The sequence below is a fragment of the Nocardia sp. NPDC051750 genome, from assembly GCF_044453135.1.
Classification (GTDB): Bacteria; Actinomycetota; Actinomycetes; order Mycobacteriales; family Mycobacteriaceae; genus Nocardia.
On record NZ_JBITCK010000006.1, the window covers coordinates 459,029 to 480,012 of the forward strand.

At 67.1% G+C, this 20,984-nt stretch carries 21 protein-coding genes; 13 read left to right on the forward strand and 8 right to left on the reverse strand.

The annotated features are described in order from the left end of the window. Positions 1 to 78: 78 nt before the first annotated feature. A complete protein-coding gene (locus tag ACIA75_RS26915) occupies positions 79 to 984 on the forward strand; it encodes a universal stress protein (RefSeq protein ID WP_397108714.1) in 906 nt (301 codons plus the stop codon). A 42-nt stretch (positions 985 to 1,026) separates the two neighbouring features. Here ACIA75_RS26915 and ACIA75_RS26920 read toward each other — a convergent pair whose 3' ends face one another. Next, the gene (locus ACIA75_RS26920; protein ID WP_397108716.1) at positions 1,027 to 1,938 is read right to left on the reverse strand and encodes a TIGR03564 family F420-dependent LLM class oxidoreductase; all 912 of its coding nucleotides are present in this window, start codon (positions 1,936 to 1,938) and stop codon (positions 1,027 to 1,029) included. Positions 1,939 to 2,094: 156 nt separating this feature from the next. On the opposite strand from ACIA75_RS26920, the gene ACIA75_RS26925 reads away from it, so the two are divergent. The 8 genes from ACIA75_RS26925 to ACIA75_RS26960 all read left to right on the forward strand — a co-directional run bounded on the left by ACIA75_RS26925 (position 2,095) and on the right by ACIA75_RS26960 (position 8,428). Further along, the gene (locus tag ACIA75_RS26925) at positions 2,095 to 2,985 is read left to right on the forward strand and encodes an alpha/beta fold hydrolase (protein ID WP_397108718.1); all 891 of its coding nucleotides are present in this window, start codon (positions 2,095 to 2,097) and stop codon (positions 2,983 to 2,985) included. 317 nt (positions 2,986 to 3,302) lie between these two features. Continuing rightward, positions 3,303 to 4,190: an alpha/beta fold hydrolase gene (locus ACIA75_RS26930; protein WP_397108720.1), complete on the forward strand. Its 888-nt coding sequence runs from the start codon at positions 3,303 to 3,305 to the stop codon at positions 4,188 to 4,190. Between the two features lie 203 nt (positions 4,191 to 4,393). Beyond that, positions 4,394 to 4,729, forward strand: a complete 336-nt coding sequence (locus ACIA75_RS26935) for an Lsr2 family protein (RefSeq protein WP_397108722.1) — start codon at positions 4,394 to 4,396, stop codon at positions 4,727 to 4,729. A gap of 249 nt (positions 4,730 to 4,978) precedes the next feature. Beyond that, on the forward strand, positions 4,979 to 6,046 hold the full coding sequence (locus ACIA75_RS26940; RefSeq protein ID WP_397108725.1) for an alpha/beta hydrolase: 1,068 nt from the start codon (positions 4,979 to 4,981) through the stop codon (positions 6,044 to 6,046). A gap of 87 nt (positions 6,047 to 6,133) precedes the next feature. Further along, the gene (locus ACIA75_RS26945) at positions 6,134 to 7,201 is read left to right on the forward strand and encodes a fused (3R)-hydroxyacyl-ACP dehydratase subunits HadA/HadB (RefSeq protein ID WP_397108727.1); all 1,068 of its coding nucleotides are present in this window, start codon (positions 6,134 to 6,136) and stop codon (positions 7,199 to 7,201) included. Between the two features lie 83 nt (positions 7,202 to 7,284). Continuing rightward, complete coding sequence (locus ACIA75_RS26950) at positions 7,285 to 7,734, forward strand: SgcJ/EcaC family oxidoreductase (RefSeq protein WP_397108730.1); 450 nt, start codon at positions 7,285 to 7,287, stop codon at positions 7,732 to 7,734. Positions 7,735 to 7,806: 72 nt separating this feature from the next. Then, positions 7,807 to 8,109: a hypothetical protein gene (locus ACIA75_RS26955; protein WP_397108732.1), complete on the forward strand. Its 303-nt coding sequence runs from the start codon at positions 7,807 to 7,809 to the stop codon at positions 8,107 to 8,109. Beyond that, positions 8,099 to 8,428, forward strand: a complete 330-nt coding sequence (locus ACIA75_RS26960) for a hypothetical protein (protein ID WP_397108734.1) — start codon at positions 8,099 to 8,101, stop codon at positions 8,426 to 8,428. Before ACIA75_RS26955 ends, ACIA75_RS26960 begins: the two co-directional genes overlap by 11 nt. Positions 8,429 to 8,438: 10 nt before the next feature. Here the strand turns inward: ACIA75_RS26960 and ACIA75_RS26965 are convergent, their stop codons facing one another. Together ACIA75_RS26965 and ACIA75_RS26970 are read right to left on the reverse strand one after the other, a co-directional pair. Then, entirely contained in the window at positions 8,439 to 8,570 is a 132-nt protein-coding gene (locus ACIA75_RS26965) for a hypothetical protein (protein ID WP_397108737.1), read from the reverse strand. 74 nt (positions 8,571 to 8,644) lie between these two features. After that, positions 8,645 to 8,929: a hypothetical protein gene (locus tag ACIA75_RS26970; protein WP_397108739.1), complete on the reverse strand. Its 285-nt coding sequence runs from the start codon at positions 8,927 to 8,929 to the stop codon at positions 8,645 to 8,647. Between the two features lie 387 nt (positions 8,930 to 9,316). On the opposite strand from ACIA75_RS26970, the gene ACIA75_RS26975 reads away from it, so the two are divergent. The 4 genes from ACIA75_RS26975 (at position 9,317) to ACIA75_RS26990 (ending at position 15,532) form a co-directional block, all read left to right on the forward strand. After that, positions 9,317 to 11,098 (forward strand): thiamine pyrophosphate-requiring protein, encoded by a 1,782-nt coding sequence (locus ACIA75_RS26975; RefSeq protein ID WP_397108741.1) that lies wholly within the window; start codon positions 9,317 to 9,319, stop codon positions 11,096 to 11,098. A 406-nt stretch (positions 11,099 to 11,504) separates the two neighbouring features. After that, positions 11,505 to 12,767: a cytochrome P450 gene (locus ACIA75_RS26980; RefSeq protein WP_397108743.1), complete on the forward strand. Its 1,263-nt coding sequence runs from the start codon at positions 11,505 to 11,507 to the stop codon at positions 12,765 to 12,767. Positions 12,768 to 12,936: 169 nt separating this feature from the next. Next, positions 12,937 to 14,286 (forward strand): radical SAM protein, encoded by a 1,350-nt coding sequence (locus ACIA75_RS26985; protein ID WP_397109112.1) that lies wholly within the window; start codon positions 12,937 to 12,939, stop codon positions 14,284 to 14,286. Positions 14,287 to 14,305: 19 nt separating this feature from the next. Then, the gene (locus ACIA75_RS26990; protein WP_397108745.1) at positions 14,306 to 15,532 is read left to right on the forward strand and encodes a cytochrome P450; all 1,227 of its coding nucleotides are present in this window, start codon (positions 14,306 to 14,308) and stop codon (positions 15,530 to 15,532) included. A 369-nt stretch (positions 15,533 to 15,901) separates the two neighbouring features. Here the strand turns inward: ACIA75_RS26990 and ACIA75_RS26995 are convergent, their stop codons facing one another. The 5 genes from ACIA75_RS26995 to ACIA75_RS27015 all read right to left on the reverse strand — a co-directional run bounded on the left by ACIA75_RS26995 (position 15,902) and on the right by ACIA75_RS27015 (position 20,836). Beyond that, positions 15,902 to 17,098, reverse strand: coding sequence for a zinc-dependent alcohol dehydrogenase (locus ACIA75_RS26995; RefSeq protein WP_397108748.1), 1,197 nt, complete (start codon positions 17,096 to 17,098; stop codon positions 15,902 to 15,904). A gap of 115 nt (positions 17,099 to 17,213) precedes the next feature. Next, positions 17,214 to 17,444, reverse strand: coding sequence for a CsbD family protein (locus ACIA75_RS27000; RefSeq protein ID WP_397108750.1), 231 nt, complete (start codon positions 17,442 to 17,444; stop codon positions 17,214 to 17,216). 172 nt (positions 17,445 to 17,616) lie between these two features. Continuing rightward, positions 17,617 to 18,489, reverse strand: a complete 873-nt coding sequence (locus ACIA75_RS27005) for a sugar phosphate isomerase/epimerase family protein (protein WP_397108752.1) — start codon at positions 18,487 to 18,489, stop codon at positions 17,617 to 17,619. Beyond that, on the reverse strand, positions 18,486 to 19,676 hold the full coding sequence (locus tag ACIA75_RS27010) for a dihydrodipicolinate synthase family protein (protein ID WP_397108754.1): 1,191 nt from the start codon (positions 19,674 to 19,676) through the stop codon (positions 18,486 to 18,488). The genes ACIA75_RS27005 and ACIA75_RS27010 overlap by 4 nt, the downstream gene beginning before the upstream one ends. After that, entirely contained in the window at positions 19,673 to 20,836 is a 1,164-nt protein-coding gene (locus tag ACIA75_RS27015) for a Gfo/Idh/MocA family protein (protein ID WP_397108756.1), read from the reverse strand. Before ACIA75_RS27015 ends, ACIA75_RS27010 begins: the two co-directional genes overlap by 4 nt. Between the last annotated feature and the right edge of the window lie 148 nt (positions 20,837 to 20,984).

Sequence of the window (20,984 nt, forward strand, 5' to 3'; positions counted from 1 at the left end):
ACAATTCCGCGACAGGCAATTGTGGAGACACGCCCGAGGGATATGACCGGCACGGTTTGCCGGGTGGATACTCGGGCCATGACCGATAACCCGGAGGATCCGCATCGGCTCGTTTCCGCCGCCGTCGTGGTGGGCGTGGACGGTACCCCGGCCGCTCATTCGGCCATCCGCTGGGGGGCCGCGGCGGCCGCCCGGCGCGGACGCCGGCTCGTGCTCGCCTACGGGATGAATTCGACGCCGGCCAAAACGTGGCTGGTCGCCTATCAGCCGATGGTCGACGAGGCCGTCCGAACTCTGCGCACGCACGGCGAACAGGCCCTGCTGACCGGAACACAGGTCGCCCGCGAAGCCGCGCCGGAGCTGGCGCCCGACACCCTGATCTCCGAGCACAGCCCCGCCAAGATGCTGATCGAACTATCCGGTTCCGCGCATATGGTGGTACTCGGGTCGCGCCGGGGCGGCGCGGTCGCGCACCTCGGCTCGACGATCCTGGCGGTGGCGGCACACGGGCACGGCACCATCGTCGCGGTCCGGGAGGACGGCGAGGACATCACGAGCGGCCCGGTGGTTGTCGGGGTCGACGGCAGCCCGGTCAGCGATACCGCCGTGGCCGCCGCCTTCGCCGAGGCCGCCGAACGCGAAACCGAACTGGTCGCGGTGCACACCTGGAGTGATCTGACCTTCACTGAATTCGCCAGCACCGGCTATATCGAGATACCGGCCGAGGATCTGCAGACCGCCGAACAGGCGGTGCTCGCCGAGCGGCTGGCCGGGTGGCAGCAGCGCTACCCCGAGGTCACGGTGCGGCGCGAGGTCTACCCCTCCACTCCCGCGCAGCATCTGCGGGAGTGGTCCGAACGCGCTCAACTGATCGTGGTGGGCAGCCGGGGCCGCGGTGGATTCCGCGGGCTGCTGCTCGGCTCGACCAGTCAATCGCTGATCCAGCGGGCCGCCTGCCCCGTCATGATAACCCGGCCGGGCTGATCCGGACCGTCGGTGCCCGGCCGCACTCCGGCCGGACGCCGGTCAGCGGATCAGTCCGGCCAATACCTCGCGGGTCCGCTGCGCGTCCGCGCCGCCGGCGAAGATCGAGGCCACGAAATCGGTGGCACCGGCGGCGAACACCTCCCGGACCCGGGTGGCGACCTCGTCCGCCGATCCGATGATCGCGAGATCCGCCGGTCCGGCCGCCCCCTCGCGGTCCATCATCGCCCGGTACGACGGCAGGGTGCCGTACATCGCGAAGGTGCGTCCCGCCCGTTCCCGCGCGGCCTCGACATCGTCGGTGACCAGTACGGGCAGCGCGCAGACGATCCGCGCCGCCGGCCGGCCCGCCTCCGCGGCCGCCGCGGCGATGGTCGGCGCGATATGGTCGCGGATCGTGGCCGGGCCGGTCATCCAGAGCACGGTCCCCTCGGTGCGACGCCCGGCCAGGCGCAACATCTGAGTGCCCATGGCCGCCAGCAGTACCGGAATCCGGCCCTTGTCGGGAATCCCGAGTTCCAGATTCCCGACAAGGGTTTCGCCCGTGTACGACACCGGCTGCCGCTGCAACAGCGGTTCGAGGATCGAGAGGTACTCACGCATATGGCGGGCGGGCCGTTCGAACCCGTACCCATACATGTTCTCGATGACGACGCGATGAGACAGCCCGACGCCGAGCGTCAGGCGGTCCGGACCCACCGCGAGCGCGGTGGTACGCGCCTGCTGGGCCAGCGCCCCCGGATGCCGCGGATAACTGGGCACCACGGCCGTTCCCAGTTCGATATCCGGCACCTGACTGCCCGCCACGGCGAGCGCCGTGAGCGCGTCGAAGCCGAAGATCTGCGACAGCCAGGCCGAATGGAACCCCTCGTCGGCGGTGCGCCGCAGTTCGCCGGTGAGCGTGCGCAGGGCATCGCTTCCGGATGGTTCACTGAGCAGAATGCCGATCCGCACGGCGGGCCTCCTGGTCGGTTGGTAGGACTGCTGGACCTCGATGGTTCCGGCCCGACCCTACCCCGCCACCGGGCCCGGAAACGTCCGCCGCGACGCGCCCGCCGACGCGCCCGTGACCTCCTCGACCCGCGAGCCCCGGAGGGGCATGCTGGGGCCATGGACGAGTTTGCGAGCTGGCGGTCGAACGGACAGCGTTTCACCCATCGCGGACACCAGATCTTCTGGCGGCCCGGCGGAACCGGTTCCTCGGGGGCCCTACTATGCCTGCACGGCTTCCCGACCGCGTCCTGGGATTGGCATCTGATCTGGCCGGATCTGTGCGACCGGTTCGCGCGGGTGCTGGCACCGGATCTGATCGGCTTCGGCTGGTCGGCCAAACCGCAGCATTACGAGTACACGATCATGGATCAGGCCGATCTCTGCGAACAGTTGCTGCGCGAACAGGGCATCGAACGATTCCACGTCCTGGCGCACGACTACGGCGACACCGTGGCTCAGGAACTGCTGGCCCGCGACGCCGAGCGCCATGCGGCGGGCGACCGGTCGCTGGTCATCGAATCGGTCTGCCTGCTCAACGGCGGGCTCTTCCCGGAAGCGCACCGGCCGCGGCCCATTCAACGCCTGCTCGCCGGTCCGCTCGGCCCACTGGTCGGCCGGTTCGGCAGCGAGGGGACCTTCGCCCACAGCCTGGCCGCCGTCTTCGGCCCCGAGAGCAAGCCGGACGCCGACGAGATGCACCGGTTCTGGCTGCTGTGGTGCAGTAAGCACGGAAAACGCAACGGTCACAAGCTGATGGGCTATATGGCGGAGCGACGGACCCATCGGGAACGCTGGGTGGGTGCCCTGGTCCGGCCCCAGGTGCCGGTCCGGGTCATCGACGGATTGCGCGACCCGGTGTCGGGGGCCCGGATGGTGCGCCGCTATCAGCAGCTGGTCGCCGAACCCGATGTGGTCGAACTGCCCGCCGTGGGTCACTACCCGCAACTCGAAGCGCCGCTGGACACCCTGAACGCATTCCACGAGTTCCACACGACGCGGGTCGGGTGACGCCGCCGGATACGTCTACCTGCGCGACTCCGCTGTCGTCACCGAAACGACGTGACCGGTCGGCCACGAGCGGATGGAACGTACGGCGCTGAGCTCATCGTCGGCACCGGGGCGCGGTTCGACGGGTACCGGCGGGAGCACTCGATCGGGTTCGGCCCGAGCGGTTCTCGGTGGCTCGCCCCACGGGCCGCGGCCCCCGCGGACTCTGCCGGCGAGCAATCACGGGTGCTACCGTCGCCGCTATCGGCGTGATATTTCCGGCGCCCGGGTGAGCCGCTCCGAGGCGGCCGGGGCACCGCAGCGTGAGGGGATGGCAGATGGTCGAGACGGAGTCCGTGTCCGGACCGGATCAGCACATCCAGGGGGTCTCGGAGTGGGTGACCACTCGCGACGGCCGCCGGTTGCACGCCATGGTCCTACCCGGTCCCCGGCCGGCCGAGGGGCCCGTCGTCGTGTTCGAGGCGGGCGCCGCGGCCACCCGCTCGTCCTGGGGTCTGGTGCAACCGGAGGTCGGCCGCTTCGCCCGCGCCGTGGTCTACGACCGCGCCGGCCTGGGTCGCAGTCCGGCCGACCCTGCGGGCCGCGGCCTGGACCGGATGGCCGGCGATCTCGTGGACGTCCTCGACCATTTCGGATCCGGTCCGTTCGTCCTGGCCGGGCACAGCGCCGGCGGAGTCATCATCCGGCTGGCCGCATCCCGCCGGCCGGACCGGATCGCCGGACTCGTCCTCGTCGACCCCACCGACGAGGCCGCCGACGTACTGTTCGGGTCCACTTTCCGGCGCGCGGAACGCGTGGTGATCGCGGTGAACGGTGTCCTCGCACGGCTGGGTCTGCTCCGCAGGTTCTTCGGCCGGATGCTCGACGCGGTCCCGGCCGACGTCCGTGCGGATATGGAACGTGAGGCGTTCACCACGGAGGTCGTCCGGACTCAGGCCGTCCAGGCCCGGACCTTCCTCGACGAGCTCGCCACCTGGCGCGAGACACCACCGGATCTCGGCGATATCCCGCTGACCGTCATCTCCGGCGGCCGCCCGGGCGACGGGATGAACGCCCGGGTCCGCGCCGTCGCCAATGCCTCACACGCCCGGCGTGCGGCCGTTCCCGGCGGCCGTCACGTCGTGGCCCACGACTCCGGCCATTATGTCCCGATCACCGAACCCGGAGTCGTGGTCGAGGAGATCCGGCGCTTGACCCAGCCCTGACCGCGGCGTATCGGTTCCCTCGGCGAGGGCCGTATCGGTCCGCTACCGGAAGGTTCGGCCGGCCACTACCCGGACCGGGCAGATCCCGGCACGCCCACGGTGACAGCGCCGCACGATCGACCGCTTGATACCACCGGTTCCGGTGCGCCGCTGGGAGATCGCTACGATAACGCGGATTATCTGCCCACCTTTCGGAGGACTGTATGGCGCGCAAGGTCATCGTTGAGCTGGTCGACGACTACGACGGAAAATCCCCGGCGGAGGAGACCGTCACCCTGGCTCTGGACGGTGTCACCTACGAGATAGATCTCTCGGCACGCAATGCCGGGAAACTGCGCGACATCGTCGAGGGCTGGGCGGCGCATGCGCGCAAGGTCGGCGGCCGGGCGACCAAGGGCAAGCGGCTCGATCGGGCCACCACCGACAGCCGCCAGACCCAGGCCATCCGGGATTGGGCCCGGCAGAACGGTATGGATGTATCGAACCGGGGCCGGATTTCCGCCGAGGTGACCGAGGCGTACAAGAAGGCTCACAACTGAGCCCGCGTTCCGGGTAGCGGCCACCGCGTACACCGATCGCGGATGAGCATCGGTCATAGGCGAGCTCGCCCGGACGGGTGATAGATCACAAAACGGTAACAGGGAACCCTCCGGCAGCGACACAGAGAACGGTATGCCGATGCCGTGGCAGGGCCACGCGATGTTCGGCACCGGTCGGAAAACACGCGGACGGCACCAGCCGACCACGTGCCCGGCCTGTTCGCACCGGACGAAAGGCCCTGTTCACTCATGCGATTGTCACCGGCGACGTTCGCCGCCCGCAGCCGCCGCAGATTCTGGCTCGCCACCGCCACGCTCGCCGTGATGATCCAGGCCGTCTCCCTGATCAGCGGCGGCGCCTCGACCGCACGGGCCGCCTTCGACCCCGCGGGGCTGGACATCTGGGTCCAGTCCAGCATGGGCGCGATCAAATCCCGCGTGTTCCGCGCCGCCGATGGCAACACATCGCGGGTGGTGTACGCGCTCGACGGTATGCGCGCCCGCGAAGACCTCAGCGGCTGGGAGATCGATACCGATATCGCCCGGGAATTCACCAAGTGGAACATCAACGTCGTGATGCCGGTCGGCGGGCAGTCCAGTTTCTACACCGACTGGAACGCACCCAGCACCTTCGCCGGAATTCCGCCGGGTTCCGGATCGGCGAACGGGTCGTCCTCGGGCTCGGCCTCCGGGTCCGGCGGGCTGCAGGTCATGTCCGCGGGCCCCGGCAAGTCCTATACCTACAAATGGGAGACCTTCCTGGCCCGGGAACTCCCCGCCGCGCTGCGCGACCAGCTGGGTTTCGCGACGCAGCGCAACGGCGTCTTCGGCCTGTCCATGGGCGGCAGTGCCGCGCTCACCCTGGCCGCGCAGTATCCGGACCGGTTCAGTTTCGCCGGTTCCTACTCGGGCTACCTGAACATCTCGGCGCCCGGAATGCGGGAGGCGATCCGGGTCGCCATGATCGACGCCGGTGGCTACAACGTGGATTCGATGGCCGCTCCGTGGGATCCGAAATGGTTGCGGATCGACCCGTTCGTCGCCGCTCCGCGCCTGATCGCGAACAACACCCGGCTCTGGGTCTCGGCGGCCAGCGGCCTGCCCACCGCGACCGACGGACCGACGGTGGGCACCGTCAACGGGATGGCCCTGGAGGCGCTGGCGCTGGTGAACACCCGGGCGTTCCAGGTCCGGATGGCGACCCTGGGCGCGGGCAATGTGCACTACGACTTCCCCGGCCACGGGATCCACGCCTGGAACAACTGGGCCGATCAGGCGCTGCGGATGCTGCCGGACCTCTCGGCGAATATCGGATGACGGCCTCCGGCGAATCCCCAGGCGGCGGCACTGCCTGCAGGGCACGTGCTCAGCACTGTCGAAAAACTAGCGGTAAGGTTTCCGGCCATGGGGTCTGACGAGGTAATCGCCTCCACGGGTGGCACTTTCGCCACCGCGGTGCTGGACGACGAACTCCCGGCGGGTTTGCGCTACCGCGCCCGCGACCACTACCTGGTCGGCCGGGAGAAGATCCGCGAATTCGCCCGCGCGGTCCAGGATTATCACCCGGTCCACTGGTCCGAGGACGCCGGTATCGATCACGGATACGACGGGCTCATCGCCCCGTTGACGTTCTTTTCGGTGCCGGGCTACCTGGCACAAGCCGAAATGTTCGATTCCGTGATGACCGGATACGACCTGAGCCGGATCATGCAGACGGACCAGGTCATCCGCTACCACAAGCCGATCCGCCCCGGCGATGCGCTGTCCTTCGAAATCCAGCTCGCATCGGTGCGGCGGGCGTTCGGTGGCGACCTCATGGACTTCGAGACCGTGGTCACCGATCAGCACGGCGCGCTGGTCCTCGTCTCGCGCACCGGCGTGGTGGGCCGCCCCGGCGGCGGGCCCGAGCTCGGTGATCTCGGCGCCGGTGTCCTCATGCACGGATTCCGGCCGGGCAGCGACCGGACCAGCTCGCTGCCACGCAGCAGCTCGGTCGCCGGCACCGCCGGTGAGCTACCCCCGGTACCCGGCACGGAGCTGCCGGTGAGTCGACACGTTCGCGCGTTCGGCACCGTCCGAGCCGGTGACGAGCTACCGCCCCGTTCGGTGCACCTCACGATCGGCGATCTGGTGAACTACGCCGGTGTGTCCGGCGATCCGAACCCGATCCACTGGAGCGCCGAGGTCGCCGGCACCGTCGACCTCGAGGCTCCCGTCGCACACGGGATGTTGTCGATCGGCACGGGCGCGGGTTTCGTCACCTCCTGGCTCGGCGATCCGGGTGCCGTCCGGGAATACGCGGTCCGGCTCACCAGTCCGGTGTACGTGACCCGGGAGGGCGCCGACATCGAGTTCACCGGCAGAGTGAAGGCCGCGGACCCGGTCAGCCGGACCGCGACGATCGCCCTCACCGCCCGGCACCAGGGACGCAGAATATTCGGCCGCGCCACGGCTGTCGTCCAGCTGCGCTGAATCCGCACCGTCCCGTCGGCTGTCGTCCGGCGCACACCGGGCGGCCTTGACCTCTACATATGTTCAGGTTCAAGACTGGTGTCATGAGCACGACAGCATACGAACCACCACTGGTCGAGGACACCACGGTCGACCACACCGGCGATATCGCCGCCATCGAACGATTGGTCGCCGATGTCGAGACCGGATACAACAACAACGATGCCGAACTGATGGTCAGCGGGTTCACCGCGAACGCGGTGGCCGGCAACGCGGTCGGCACGGTGATCACCGGACGAAATGCCCTGCTCGAGGCGAGCCGGCGCGGCCTCGCCGGATTCCTGAAGGACGAGTACGTGCGTTACGCGGTGACCGATATCGTCTTCCTCCGCGCGGACGTCGCGATCGCGCACAAGACCGCGCGGGCCACCACCGGCCGGGGCGACCTCATCGATCGAGATCCCGCGATGGTTGCCCTCTACGTACTCGTCCGGGAGAACGGACGCTGGTGGGTCGCCGCTCGCCATAACACACCGGTCCCCGCTGCCGACTGATCTCTCCTCCGCCCGGACCGGGCACCACCTCTGGGCCACGCGGGTAATACCGAGGTATTATCGTAGGAATCCGTGGAATACGGGCAGTACGAATGGTGGATCGGTGCGTACGAACTGCTCCACCGCAGCGACATCGAGCCCTGGGAAGTATTGGAGGTGCTGTATTCGCCGCGGCGGTGGCCCCGGGCAGCGACAAGCCGCGACGGACTACCCGCCGCAACCGTCTGGGGCCGAACGGACGACGGACGCGCCCTCATCGTGCTGCTGCGGTGGCTCCGCACCGACGCCCGGTGGCAGATCCTGCTGGCTGTACCGATGCGGCCCGCTCATATCGCCGAATACACCGCATGGGAGGCGACCCGAGATGATCGATAAAGAACCCGAACCCGGCTATCCGCGGTCACCCGACGCAGCCGAGGAATTCCTGAACACACTCACCTACCACGACGCCGCCCCACTTCCGCCGCTGCCGCCGACCAGCGACCACATCGAACAGGGCATGGTGGCCACGTCGTTCAAGTGGACTCCGGATATGCGCGACCGAGTCCGGCGCAAGGCCGCCGAACACGGCGTGACACCGTCCATCTTGATCCGCCAGTACATCGAGATGGGACTACTGGCGGAGCAACCCGAGCGCATGATCCCACTGGCCGACGCCGTGCGCGCCCTCACGAGCCTGCCGCATTCGGCCTGATACCCGCGCATCAGCCGGCGATCGCCACCCCCGGCACGCTGTCCGGCACCGGGCCGAGGGCACGCGGCGGTGCACTGAGCGCGTGCGCCGCACCGAGTCCGGCTCCGATACCCGCACCGATCGCAGCGAGCGGAGCCGCCATGAGAGCCGCGCCGTACGCGGCACCGACGGGTGCCGCGGGCGCTCGCCACCCGGAGTACCGGGTGGCGAGCAATATCAGGGAGCGGGCGGGGCAACGGTATTCGTGCAGAAGGGCTGACAAGGCCCCGGTGTCGGTGTCACCCGCGCCGGCCCGGTGTCGAAATCCGCCGTGCTGACCACAACCATCACCAGCAGCGCCACGCCCACAACCAGCCCGAAGATCAGCAGGGTGGGCCAGATCCAGGTCCGCATAGGCCTCTCCTTCACCACCGGCACCGGCACCATCGGGTCGGCCGGATCCACCAGACCTGTCGAATCCTCGGGGACCGGATCACGCTCGGGGCCGATATATTCGCCCATCACACACCACCTCCAATGGGTCTCCGGGGACGACTACCCGGATCAAGCGGTGATTCACGGCCGTTCCGAAATCGAAACACGATGCTGCGGCGAACTTCTCACTCACGGCGTAGGCCGACGCCTGCGCACCGATATGGCACTCGGCGGGTAGCGCGAATTCCGCAGGAGAATGCGAAACTCCCGTCGGGTGGGTCTCCACTGTGGTGCAGGAACATGCCGGGAGCGCGACCGTAGAGCTGCCGCAAGGTGGTCGCGTCACGCCGGTCGAGGATGAACAGCGATCGGGCGATGCCGGTCGGTTCGCCGCCCGTCCTGTCCTGGTTCAACAGGCCGCAACCGGGTAGGACGCCCGCGACGGCGCGTCGCCTACCAGAATCAGGAGGACTCATGTCGGTGCAGGTCGCGGATTACGTACTGCAACGTCTACGCGAATGGGGAGTCGAACAGGTGTTCGGTTACCCCGGCGACGGAATCAACGGCCTGGTGGCCGCCTTCGGGCGGGCCGGTAACGAACCCCGGTTCGTGCAGTCCCGCCACGAAGAGATGTCCGCGTTCCAAGCGACCGGCTTCGCCAAGTTCAGCGGCAGGGTGGGCGTGTGCACCGCGACCTCCGGTCCCGGCGCCATCCACCTGCTGAATGGCCTCTACGACGCCAAACTCGATCATGTGCCCGTGGTCGCCATCGTCGGCCAGACCGCACGCAGCGCGATGGGCGGCAATTACCAGCAGGAAGTCGACCTGCAATCCCTGTTCAAGGACGTCGCGGCCGATTATCTCGTCGAGGTGAACGTCGCGAGCCAGCTGCCCAATGCACTGGACCGGGCATTCCGCACCGCGATGACCCGGCGCTCCCCGACGGTGGTGATCATTCCCGCCGATCTACAGGAAGAGACGTACCTCCCGCCGGAACACGAGTTCAAACAGGTCCCGTCGAGTCCGCCCAGCAGCCAGCCCACCACCCTCACCCCGCCGCCGGCGGAACTCGAACGGGCCGCCGACGTGCTCAACCGCGGTTCCCGCGTTGCCGTGCTGATCGGGCAGGGCGCCCGCACCGCCGCCGCGGAGGTCGTCGAGGTCACGGAGCTCACCGGTGCCGGTATCGCCAAGGCGCTGCTGGGCAAAGACGTCCTCTCCGACGAACTCCCCTTCGTCACCGGAGCGATCGGGTTGCTCGGAACCCGGCCGAGTTACGAGATGATGCGGGACTGCGACACCCTGCTCATCGTCGGCTCCAACTTTCCCTACGCCCAGTTCCTTCCGGAGTTCGATCAGGCCCGGGCGGTGCAGATCGATATCGACGGCGCGCTGATCGGGATGCGCTACCCCACCGAGGTGAACCTGGTCGGCGACGCCGGAGCCACCTTGCGGCAACTGATCCCGCTGCTCCGGCGCCAACAGGACCGTTCCTGGCGCACCACGATCGAGGAGAACGTCGCCCGCTGGTGGGAGACGGTCGGGCACCAGGCGGCCCTGGAAGCGAAACCGATCAACCCCATGCGGGTCGTGACGGAACTGTCCGAACGTATCCCCGAGAACGCCATCGTCACCGCCGATTCCGGCTCGTCGACCAATTGGTATGCCCGCTGCCTGCGTTTCCGGGGTGAGATGCGCGGCTCACTCTCGGGCACCCTGGCCACGATGGGACCGGCCGTCCCGTATGCGATCGGCGCCAAGTTCGCCCATCCGGACCGGCCGGCCATCGCCCTCGTCGGTGACGGTGCCATGCAGATGAACGGCCTCGGCGAACTGATGACCATCGCGCGCTACCAGCACCTCTGGCAGGATCCGCGGCTTATCGTCTGCGTCTTCCACAACAACGATCTCAACCAGGTCACCTGGGAGCTGCGCGCCATGGGCGGCGCACCCAAATTCGAAGAGTCCCAGAGCCTTCCCGATGTACCCTACGCCGACCTGGCACACGAGATGGGACTGGAGGGTATCGCGATCGACCACCCCGACGATATCGCGGGTATGTGGGACCGCGCCCTGGCCATGCAGAGCCCCACCGTCCTGGATGTGCGCTGCGATCCGGAGGTCCCGCCGATCCCGCCGCACGCCGACTACGCACAGATCAAAGACCTGGGCAAATCCATCCTGCACGGCGACCCGGACGCCTGGCATCTCATGCTGCAGGGTGCGAAAACCAAAGCGCAGGAACTGCGTCCGTGAACGCTTTCACCGCATAACATCCTCAGTCGGCGCAGCGGCTCGCTCGGTGGCCGGCACCCCTGCCGCGGCGGCCACCGGTGCCGCAGCGTCGATTTCCGGCCCCGCTGGAATGTCCGGCACAAATCGGCGTCACCGGACTCGGTTCGGGAAATCCGCTCATCCAGGGCGCCGATGGGTCGCGGGCCCGAAACCCATGGCGGCTATTTCGGCGGAAATGTGACATTTAAAAGACCGGCGCCACCGACGATTTGCCCAGGCAGTGCCAGTGCAGCTCAGAGTGGCCGATCGCACTATGCTCTCGCTTGCGGCCGAACGGCCACACCAATACTCTTCCCACACAGAAGATGTCACAAATAGGACAACTTCTCGGATCTGTCGCTGTTGCATTTCATTGGAGTTCCCGGCATTGACCAAGTCCCTACCGTCGTCCGAAACCGGCACCGCCGGATGCCCGTTCTCCACGCCCGGCCCGACCGGCGCACCCCCTCGCGTTGCGCTGTACACCGAGGAATATGCCGCCGAACCGCAACGCGTCTTCGACCGGATGCGCAGCCGCCACAAGACCCTCGCACCGGTGGAGCTGGCCCCCGGCCTCCCGGCAACGCTGGTGATCGGCTACCACACCGCGATTCGTATCTTCAATGACCCCGAACACTTTCCGGCCGACGCGCGGTCGTGGGAGAAGTCCGTTCCCGCCGACCATCCGCTCATGCCCATGATGGGCTGGCGACCCAACGTGATGCGCAGCACCGGACCGGAACACGCACGCTATCGCCAGGCGATCACCGCCGCGCTCGACGGGGTCGACCTGTTCTCCATGCACCAGAACGTCGAAGCGGTGGCCACCCCGCTGATCAACGACTTCTGCATGGACGGCGAAGCCGAACTCATCGGCCAGTACGCCTTCCCACTGACCTTCCACGTGCTCAACGCCATCCTGGGTTGCCCACCGGATCTCGGACAGCACATAGCTGCCGGTATGGCTGCCATGTTCGAAGGCGGCGCCGCGGCCACCGACGCGGACGCCAGGATCAACGAAGCACTGTTCGAGCTGGTCGCGCTCAAGCGCGCCGAACCCGGCCGCGACATCACCTCCCGCCTGCTGGCTCACCCGGCGGGGCTGGAGGACTCGGAGATGGTGCACCAGCTGGCCGTGCTGTACGGGGCGGGAATAGAGCCGCTGACCAATCTGACGGTCAACACCCTGCTGCTCATGATCACCGACCCCCGGTTCACCGGCACATCGTCACCCGGTACGGCCCCGACGACCCAGGATGCGCTCAACGAGCTGCTGTATACCGACCCGCCGATGGCGAATTACTGCCTCAGCTACCCGAAGCAGCCGATCATGCTCGACGGTGTCTGGTTGCCTGCCGATCAGCCGGTAGTTATCGGCATGTCGGCCTGCAACAACGATCCGGCGATCCACTCGGGCCAATACACCGACAACAACGCGCATCTGGCCTGGGGTTCCGGCCCGCACACCTGCCCCGCCAGGTCGATCGGTTATATGGTCGCCCAGAACGCGATCGATCAGTTGCTCGACGCACTCCCCGAGATGCGCCTCGCCTGCCCGGTCGATCAACTGCGTTGGCGGCCAGGGCCTTTCCATCGCGCGCTCTCGGCGATGCCGGTGATGTTTCCGCCCTCTCCGCCACTCGGCCCGTGACCGCACCGCGGTGCGGCCGGACATGGCCGCACCGTGGGTGATTCATACCGTCGCGGGCACAGCGCGCCGCGACCTCACTGCACCGGTGTGTAGAATTCTCGCGCCGAATACCGTTGCGCCGGAATAATTCCTGACACCTTGGGCTGTGCAATGAAAAGCACCGGTGATCATGTGGGGGGATCGCGCCGTCACCGGTTCGATCGATAGAATCATTTCTAGCGCTAACGAGCCCAGTACCCCTAGACCGCTCCGTATCCGCATTCCCACCAACGACCTGCCGACCCACCGGTTCGGCAGCGCATCGGCAACACTGTCGGTTTCCGACATGTTCGTCTCGCCGGTGACCTTCAGCAGCGCGCACACCCTGCCGCATCGCACCGAGGAGTATGTCGTGTCTCAGCCCGTTTTTCTGGACGTCAGGCCCAGCAAGGAACGCATTTTAACCCGAGCAGTGGAACTCGCGCAAGAGGATCCGGCGTTGGCCGAACGTTTGATGCGCGTGAACGAAGAAGCCCGCGGTATTCGGACGGTGGAGGTCTGGGTCACCGACGCGTGCAACCTGCGCTGCAAGGGATGCTGGTTCTTCGAACACGATATGGACAAGCAGAGCATCGAGATTCGCGATCTGGACACGATCCGCGCGTTCGCCGAACACCTGCGCGATACCAAGAAGATCACCAGCACACTGCTGATCGGCGGTGAACCGGCACTCGTCCTGGATCGGGTCCGCGTGTTCGCGGAGACGATTCGCAATGTCACGGTGGTGACGAACGGGACACGGCCTATTCCCTACGACGGACTGGAAGACCTCGCCATCGCGGTGTCCCTGTGGGGCGGCGGACCGGTGGACGACGAGTTGCGTGGTCACGGGCCCAACGGCCGGCGGATCAGCGGGTTGTTCGGCAAAGCACTGCGCACCTATGCCGGCGACCCGCGTGCCACCTGGGTCTACACGCTCAGCGAGGCCGGGATGCCGTACCTCGAACAAACCGTCGAGGCCATCGCCGACAACGGCAACCAGATCAACTTCGGTTACTACAGCGACAACGGCACCGATCCCACGGCGCGCCTACGCAATGAAGAGCACGTGATCCGGGAAATGACCCGGATGCGAGAAACCTATCCCGATACCGTGATCGGAGACCCCTACTACTACCGCACCCTGGTCACCGGCCGCACACATTGGGGCACCTTCGGTGCGGAAACCTGCCCCAGCATCAGCAACGATCACCCGGCCCATGCCCAGCGCCTGACCGAGGGACACCCGATCGTCGGCCGCTTCAACGCCTACCGGACCGACCACAGTGTTCAGTACTGCGCCACCACCGGAGACTGCGACAACTGCCGGGACAGTCAGGCGGTATGGAGCTGGCTGCTGGTGAATATGCATCGCTTCCTCGGCGATCGCGACCAGCTCGACACCTGGGTGACGCTGGCCGAGAACTTCTACCGTCAGTACCACTGGTCCAGCTACCATCCGGCCCGGCAGGCACCCGCGGAATCGGCGGTCGGCGCCTAGCGTCGGGCGATACGCAACCATGGCAGCACTGTCTCTGGAGAAGGCGCGGCTCTTCTCGGATGTCCTTCGTGGTGACCCCGGTGCCCGGATCCTCTGGGCCCGGCCCGGGGCCGACCGGCATCGGCAATACGAGAAGGTCCGCGCCCGAGGCGCGCTGGCCACCAGCCGCCGCGGCCTGCTGTTCACCGCCTCCCATGCGCTGAGCCACCAGGTGCTCACCAGCAGCGACTTCGGACCGGCGCCCATCGGCGCGTCGGCCCGCCGCCGCAACGCGACCGGCGACACCACGCTCGTCCATCCGGTCGACGACTCCTTTCTGAAGCTGGAACCACCCCGGCACACGGAGCTGCGATCCCTCGCCGCTCCCACCTTCCACCGGCGCGAACTCACCGATCTCGGGCCCCGGATCGAGAAGATCGTCGAGCACCGCCTGAACGAGTTGCCCCGCGGCCGGGTCACCGACCTGATCACGAACTATGCCGAAGCCGTTCCCATGGCGATGATCTCGCACATTCTGGGCCTACCGGACACGGAGGCTCCGCGTTTCGCCGCCTGGGGAAACGTGCTCGCCTCGCTGCTGGACGGCGCCCGGACAGCGCAGGAACGGCAGCGTTCCCGTGCACTCGTCACCGAAATGACTGCGTATTTCAAGGACCGGCTGGACCACGTCGACCCGCAGAGTGCCGGACTCATCGCCGGTTTGGCACGCCAAGTCCCGGCACAGCTGTCCCTGCGTGAGGCCATCGCCACATGCAGCATGCTGCTGGTCGGCGGTTTCGGCACCACGACACATCTGCTCGGGAATGCCCTGCACACGCTGCTGCGGCACCCCGACCTCCGGCCGGCCGACGGCGATTACACCTCGGTGATCGAAGAATCCCTGCGTCACGACACCCCCGTCCAGTATGTTGTCCGGGTCGCGAAGACCGATACTCGGCTCGCCGAGCGGACCATCCCCGCAGGAACGCCGATCGTGCTGCTCCTCGCCGCCGCGAATCGTGATCCGGAAATCTTCACCGACCCGCACCTGTTCGATCCGCAACGCCGGGAACCGCATCGCCACCTGACCTTCAGCGCGGGGATCCATTTCTGTATCGGCGCCGCGCTGGCCCGTGCGGAAGCCGCTATCGCCGTCCAGCGCTTCTTCGAAAGGTATCCGAACGCCCACATCGCAGGAAAAGCCGCTCCCCTGCCTTCCCGCGCGCTTCACGGCTTGCGCCGGCTGCCCGTCGTCCTCGACCACTGATGTGAGGGTGGGACACCAAAAGCCGCAGGCCGCTGCCCATCCCTCGCGGAAATCCTTGCGCAGGATGTTGCCGTGGTTACTGAATTTGCTTGTTCGGCAATCATCCGTGAGCCATGACGGGCTCACCCTCGTGTACAGGCGAGCCCGCCCGCCACGGCGAGCCTGGTGGCACCTGTTCCACGATCCAGCAGCCGCCGGGTGCGTGGCGTCATGCGGAACGAGCCCAGGGTTCCTCCGACTCCCGAGCACGTGCCGTACCCGTCGGCGCCCGAGCGTTCGGCGGTTCGAGTGCACGGCCGCACCTGGGCGGCACAGGTCAGCGCACAACCGACAACCTCGCCGCGACCGGGCTTCCAGGACATACTGCAGTCACACGAGATGGGCAGCGGGGTCGAGGACCACCTTGACAGCTCCGTCGGACTTCTCCTGGAACATCTTGTAAGCCTCCGGGGCCGCAGTGAGCGGGAGCCGATGTGTGGCGAAGGAATCCACACCGAGCGGATCGTCGTCATCGAGCAGGGGCATGATGTCGTCGACCCATCGGGTGACGTTGGCTTGGCCCATACGCAGCTGGATCTGCTTGTCGAACAGCACCCGCATCGGCAGCGGATCGACCATCCCCCCGTACACGCCGATGAGAGATATCGTTCCGCCGCGACGGACGATGTCGATCGCGCTCCGGAAGGCCGCCAGCCGATCGATGGCAGCGGTGTCGCTGAGCTTTTCGGCCACGGCGTCGGGCAAGTGCGCGACGGATCGTTGTGCCATAGAGCCGAGCGGGGACCCGTGGGCTTCCATTCCGACAGCCTCGATCACCGCATCGGTTCCTCGGCCGTCGGTCCGGTCGCGGATGACGTCGCCCACCTTGTCCCCGACCTCGGCGAGGTCGATGGTCTCGATCCCCCGTGCTGCGACTCGGGCCAGTCGTTCGGGGACCAAGTCGACACCGATCACCCGAAAGCCTCGATGCGCCGCGACTCGGCACGCCATATCACCGATCGGGCCCAGCCCGAGTACGGTCACCGACCCGCCGGCCGGAACAGCGGCGTATTCCACCGCCTGCCACGCGGTGGGCAACACATCCGACAGATACAGGAATCGCTGGTCTTCCGGGCCATGCGGCACCTTGACGTGCGTGGCGTCGGCGTACGGCACCCGCAGGTATTCCGCTTGCCCGCCCGGCACTTGCCCGTAGAGCTTCGAGTAACCGAAAAGCGCCGCACCGCTACCCTGTTCCGAAACCTGCGTCGTCTCACACTGGGTCGGCAGGCCCTGCTCGCACATATAGCAACGGCCGCAACTGATCTGGAACGGTACGACCACCCGGTCACCTTCGCGCAGGGATTCCACCCCGCTTCCGACCTCTTCGACAATGCCGATCGGCTCGTGGCCCAGCACATCGCCCTTGCTCATATACGGGCCGAGTACTTCGTACAGATGCAGGTCGGACCCGCATATCCCCGATGACGTCACGCGAATGATCGCATCGGTGCTTGCCTCGAGCCGCGGATCGGGCACGGTCTCGACTCCGACATCGCGCCGGCCCTGCCATGTCACAGCCTTCATCGCGTATCTCTCTTCCGTCTCGCGGCGACCGCTCGACCCGGTCGGCCGGGCGGTTCCTGGATCTGGTCGGGCCTCGGCCACCGGAGACACCGGCGGCGATTCCTCACCTACGCCACTACCCGGGCAAAGGCTGCCCAATCAGCGCCGGCGCAATGCGGGCCTTCTCTGCTTCGGCTTCCTTCTGTGCGACCTCACGCTGCGATTCGCCCTTGTCCTGCTGAGCAATGCCTTCGTCACGCAGCTCGTTGTTGCCCAGGACGGTGCCGCCGACTTCCTTGGCTTTACCCTTCACGCCTTCGACAGCGCCTTCCAGTTCTTCCCGGGGGCCACTCTGCTTTTCGGCCACGATATCTACCTCCGAATGCTCGTTTGTTCGGGTGGACACCAGCCGCTTACCCGGGACCCCGAGCTTCAATCCGGGCACCCATGGGCGCGATATCGAGGTGCTCCGGCTCGCCGAGGAGCCTGCACCTGAAGAAGCCCTCCGGCGCTGGTCAGGATGGTTTTCGTGGTCCGGTTCAGTCGACGAGGGCGGGAAGGACCAGGTCGCGGTAGCGCTGCTTCATCGTCTCGATCACTGCGCGGCCGTCGCCGGCCCAGATATCCGCATTGAAGATCTCGACCTCGACGTCGCCGCGGTAGCCGGCGGCGCGGACCCATCGGCCGATGGCCGTGAAGTCGATCACGCCGTCACCCATCATGCCGCGGGACAGCAGTGGATCGGCGGTCATCGGGTTCAGCCAGTCACATACCTGGTACGAGCTGATCCGTCCGGCGGCGCCGGCCTGTGCGATCTGTTCTTCGAGGGCCGGATCCCACCAGATATGGAAGGTGTCGACCACGACGCCCACGACCTCGGCCGAATGCGGCTGCGCCATCGTCAATGCCTGGGCCAGTGTGGAAATCACGGCCCGGTCGGCACAGAACATGGGGTGCAGCGGTTCGAGGGCGAGCCGGATGCCACGCTCGGCCGCGTACGGGACCAGTAGTGCCAGCCGCTCGTCCACTCGCGCCCGCGCGCCGGCGAGGTCCCGGTCGGGCATACCGCCCACCACCATCACCAGTTCCCGCGTGCCCAGTGTCGCCGCGTCGTCGATGGCGCGGCGGTTGTCGTCGAGTGCCTCCCGCCCGTCGCCCGGCTCGGTCAGGAAGCCGCCGCGGCACAGACTGGAGACTCGCAACCCCGCATCGGCGACGATCTTGGCCGCGGCGGTGGCGCCGATTTCGTCGACCCGATCGCGCCACAGCCCGATCGCGCCCAGCCCCGCCCGGGCGGCACCGTCCACCGCCTCGGACAGGGTCCACCGCTTGGTCGTCGCCGTGTTCAGCGACAGCGACCGGAACGGATCGGCCGGATCGAAGGCACTCTGCTGTGCCGCAACAGAAGTCATGAAGTCAATCCGTTCAGTTCGAGGTACACCCGCATGCGGTGCGCGGCGAGTTCCGGGTCCGACAAGAGTCCGGCCTTGTCCGCGAGCCGGAATAATTCGGCGAGATGAGTCACGGAACGGCCCGTGGACAGCCCGCCCACCATGGAGAATCCCGATTGCTTGCCGTTGAGCCAGGACAAGAACGCGATACCGGTCTTGTAGTAGTACGTCGGTGCGGCGAAGATATGGCGTCCGAGTGCCTGTGTGGCGCCGAGGATATCCGACGCACGCGTCATATTGCCGTTGTCGATTTCCTGTAGCGCGGTGGACGCGGCGGGGTAGATCGCCGCGAAGATTCCGAGCAGTGCGTCCGAATGTCCTTGCGTATCACCGATGATCAGCTCCGGGTAGTTGAAATCGTCGCCCGTATACAACCGCACACCATCGGGCAATGCGCGGCGCAAGGCGATCTCGTGTGCCGCGTCGAGCAGTGAGACCTTCACTCCGTCGATCTTCGATCGATTGTTCTCGATGAGCGTGCGGAAGGTCTCGGTGGCGGTATCGATATCGGCGCTGCCCCAGTATCCGTGCAATGCGGGATCGAACATGGTGCCGAGCCAGTGCAGGATCACCGGCCGGTCCACGCCGGCCAGCAACTTCTCGTAGACGGATACGTAGTCGGCGGCCGATCGGGCGACCCGGACGAGCGCCCGCGAGGCCATCAGGATCACCTGAGCTCCGGCGTCGGTGACCACGTCGATCTGCTCACGATAGGCGTCGACGATCGTGGCGAGTCCGGCCGGCCCGGCGGGGAGTCCGGCGAGGTCGAGCTGATCGGTTCCGGCTCCGCAGGCCAGCCGGCCACCGGCCGATGCCGCCTCGGCGCCGGATCGCCGGATCAATTCCGCTGTCGCCTGCCAATCGAGGCCCATTCCACGCTGTGCGGTGTCCATGGCATCGGCGACACCGAGTCCGTAGGACCATAGTTCGTGCCGGTAGGCCAGTGTCGCGTCCCAATCGACGGCCGCGGGCGCACCCGGCGTATTGTCTGCCGTGGCACGCGGGATCACATGCGCGGCAGCGAAAGCCACACGCGAGGTGATCGGTCGCGTGGGCCGCGTCCACGCACCCGGAGCGCCGAGGACGTGCGGTTCGAGCCGGCCGTCGACGGGCAGTACGACCGACACGCCCGTGGATGCCGCGGTCACAGCGTGACCTCCGGGATCTCGATCCGGCGGCCTTCGGCGGAGCTGCGCAGGCCCAGTTCGGCCAGTTGCACACCGCGTGCGGCGGAGAGCATCCCGTAGCGGTGCGGTCGTCCGTTCACCACGTCGGTGAGGAACTCCTCCCACTGCAGCTTGAACCCGTTGTCCAGATCCGCGTTGGCCGGCACGTCCAACCACTGGTCACGGAACGGCTCGGTGACCGGGAGATCCGGATTCCAGACCGGTTTCGGAGTGTGCGAGCGATGCTGGGCGACACATTTGCGCAGACCCGCGACCGCAGATCCGTGCGTCCCGTCGATCTGGAACTCGACGAGCTCATCGCGGTACACGCGCACCGCCCACGACGAGTTGATCTGTGCGATAACCCCGTTTTCCATCTCGAAGATCCCGTAGGCGGCATCGTCGGCGGTGGCCGGATACGGCGTGCCCTGTTCGTCCCATCGCGTGGGGATATGGGTCGCCGCCTTCGCGGTCACCGCCTCGACCTTGCCGAGCAGGCCCTCGAGTACGTAGTTCCAGTGACAGAACATATCGACGACGATGCCGCCGCCGTCCTCGGCCCGGTAGTTCCAGCTGGGCCGCTGGGCGGGCTGACCGTCGCCCTCGAAGACCCAGTAGCCGAATTCGCCGCGCAGCGAGAGGATCCGGCCGAAGAAGCCTTCGTCGACGAGCCTGCGCAACTTCACCAGGCCGGGCAGGTAGAGCTTGTCGTGGACAACTCCCGCGGTGACGCCGGCGTTCGCGGCAACCCTGGCGAGTTCGACGGCCTCGGTCAGTGTTTCGGCGGTGGGTTTCTCGGTGAAGACGTGTTTACCCGCCTTCATCGCCGCGGCCAGCGCCTCGGCGCGGCGGGAGGTGACCTGCGCGTCGAAGTAGATGTCGATCGACGGATCGGCGATCACGGCGGCGGCATCGACGCTCCATTCGGCGACCCCGTGCCGTTCGGCGAGTTCGGCGAGCTTGGTGGCGTTGCGGCCGACCAGGATCGGCTCCACCTGAACACGGGTACCGTCCGGGAGTTGGAGCCCACCGCCGTCGCGGATCGGCAGGATGGATCGCACCAGGTGCTGTCGGTAGCCCATGCGTCCGGTCACGCCGTTCATGGCGATGCGGAGCGTGCGCTGCGGAGTGGAATCGGGCATGACTGGGTGCCTCTTCTGATGTGCGTGGCCGACGACCGTGAAATGGGTCGTGGAAGGTGCGGATCGACCCGCACCTGGCGAGTGGACGAGTCAGCGTCGGAATGCGCTTTCCAAGCTATGCTAGTCCCGAAGTCCGGTCAACCCCACG

Bases quoted from the DNA above. Each gene is read 5' to 3' on its own strand.
- ACIA75_RS26915 (WP_397108714.1), top strand. From the start codon at position 79: ATGACCGATAACCCGGAGGATCCGCATCGGCTCGTTTCCGCCGCCGTC.
- ACIA75_RS26925 (WP_397108718.1), top strand. From the start codon at position 2,095: ATGGACGAGTTTGCGAGCTGGCGGTCGAACGGACAGCGTTTCACCCAT.
- ACIA75_RS26930 (WP_397108720.1), top strand. From the start codon at position 3,303: ATGGTCGAGACGGAGTCCGTGTCCGGACCGGATCAGCACATCCAGGGG.
- ACIA75_RS26935 (WP_397108722.1), top strand. From the start codon at position 4,394: ATGGCGCGCAAGGTCATCGTTGAGCTGGTCGACGACTACGACGGAAAA.
- ACIA75_RS26940 (WP_397108725.1), top strand. From the start codon at position 4,979: ATGCGATTGTCACCGGCGACGTTCGCCGCCCGCAGCCGCCGCAGATTC.
- ACIA75_RS26945 (WP_397108727.1), top strand. From the start codon at position 6,134: ATGGGGTCTGACGAGGTAATCGCCTCCACGGGTGGCACTTTCGCCACC.
- ACIA75_RS26950 (WP_397108730.1), top strand. From the start codon at position 7,285: ATGAGCACGACAGCATACGAACCACCACTGGTCGAGGACACCACGGTC.
- ACIA75_RS26960 (WP_397108734.1), top strand. From the start codon at position 8,099: ATGATCGATAAAGAACCCGAACCCGGCTATCCGCGGTCACCCGACGCA.
- ACIA75_RS26965 (WP_397108737.1), bottom strand. From the start codon at position 8,570: ATGGCGGCTCCGCTCGCTGCGATCGGTGCGGGTATCGGAGCCGGACTC.
- ACIA75_RS26970 (WP_397108739.1), bottom strand. From the start codon at position 8,929: ATGGGCGAATATATCGGCCCCGAGCGTGATCCGGTCCCCGAGGATTCG.
- ACIA75_RS26975 (WP_397108741.1), top strand. From the start codon at position 9,317: ATGTCGGTGCAGGTCGCGGATTACGTACTGCAACGTCTACGCGAATGG.
- ACIA75_RS26985 (WP_397109112.1), top strand. From the start codon at position 12,937: ATGTGGGGGGATCGCGCCGTCACCGGTTCGATCGATAGAATCATTTCT.
- ACIA75_RS26990 (WP_397108745.1), top strand. From the start codon at position 14,306: ATGGCAGCACTGTCTCTGGAGAAGGCGCGGCTCTTCTCGGATGTCCTT.
- ACIA75_RS26995 (WP_397108748.1), bottom strand. From the start codon at position 17,098: ATGAAGGCTGTGACATGGCAGGGCCGGCGCGATGTCGGAGTCGAGACC.
- ACIA75_RS27005 (WP_397108752.1), bottom strand. From the start codon at position 18,489: ATGACTTCTGTTGCGGCACAGCAGAGTGCCTTCGATCCGGCCGATCCG.
- ACIA75_RS27015 (WP_397108756.1), bottom strand. From the start codon at position 20,836: ATGCCCGATTCCACTCCGCAGCGCACGCTCCGCATCGCCATGAACGGC.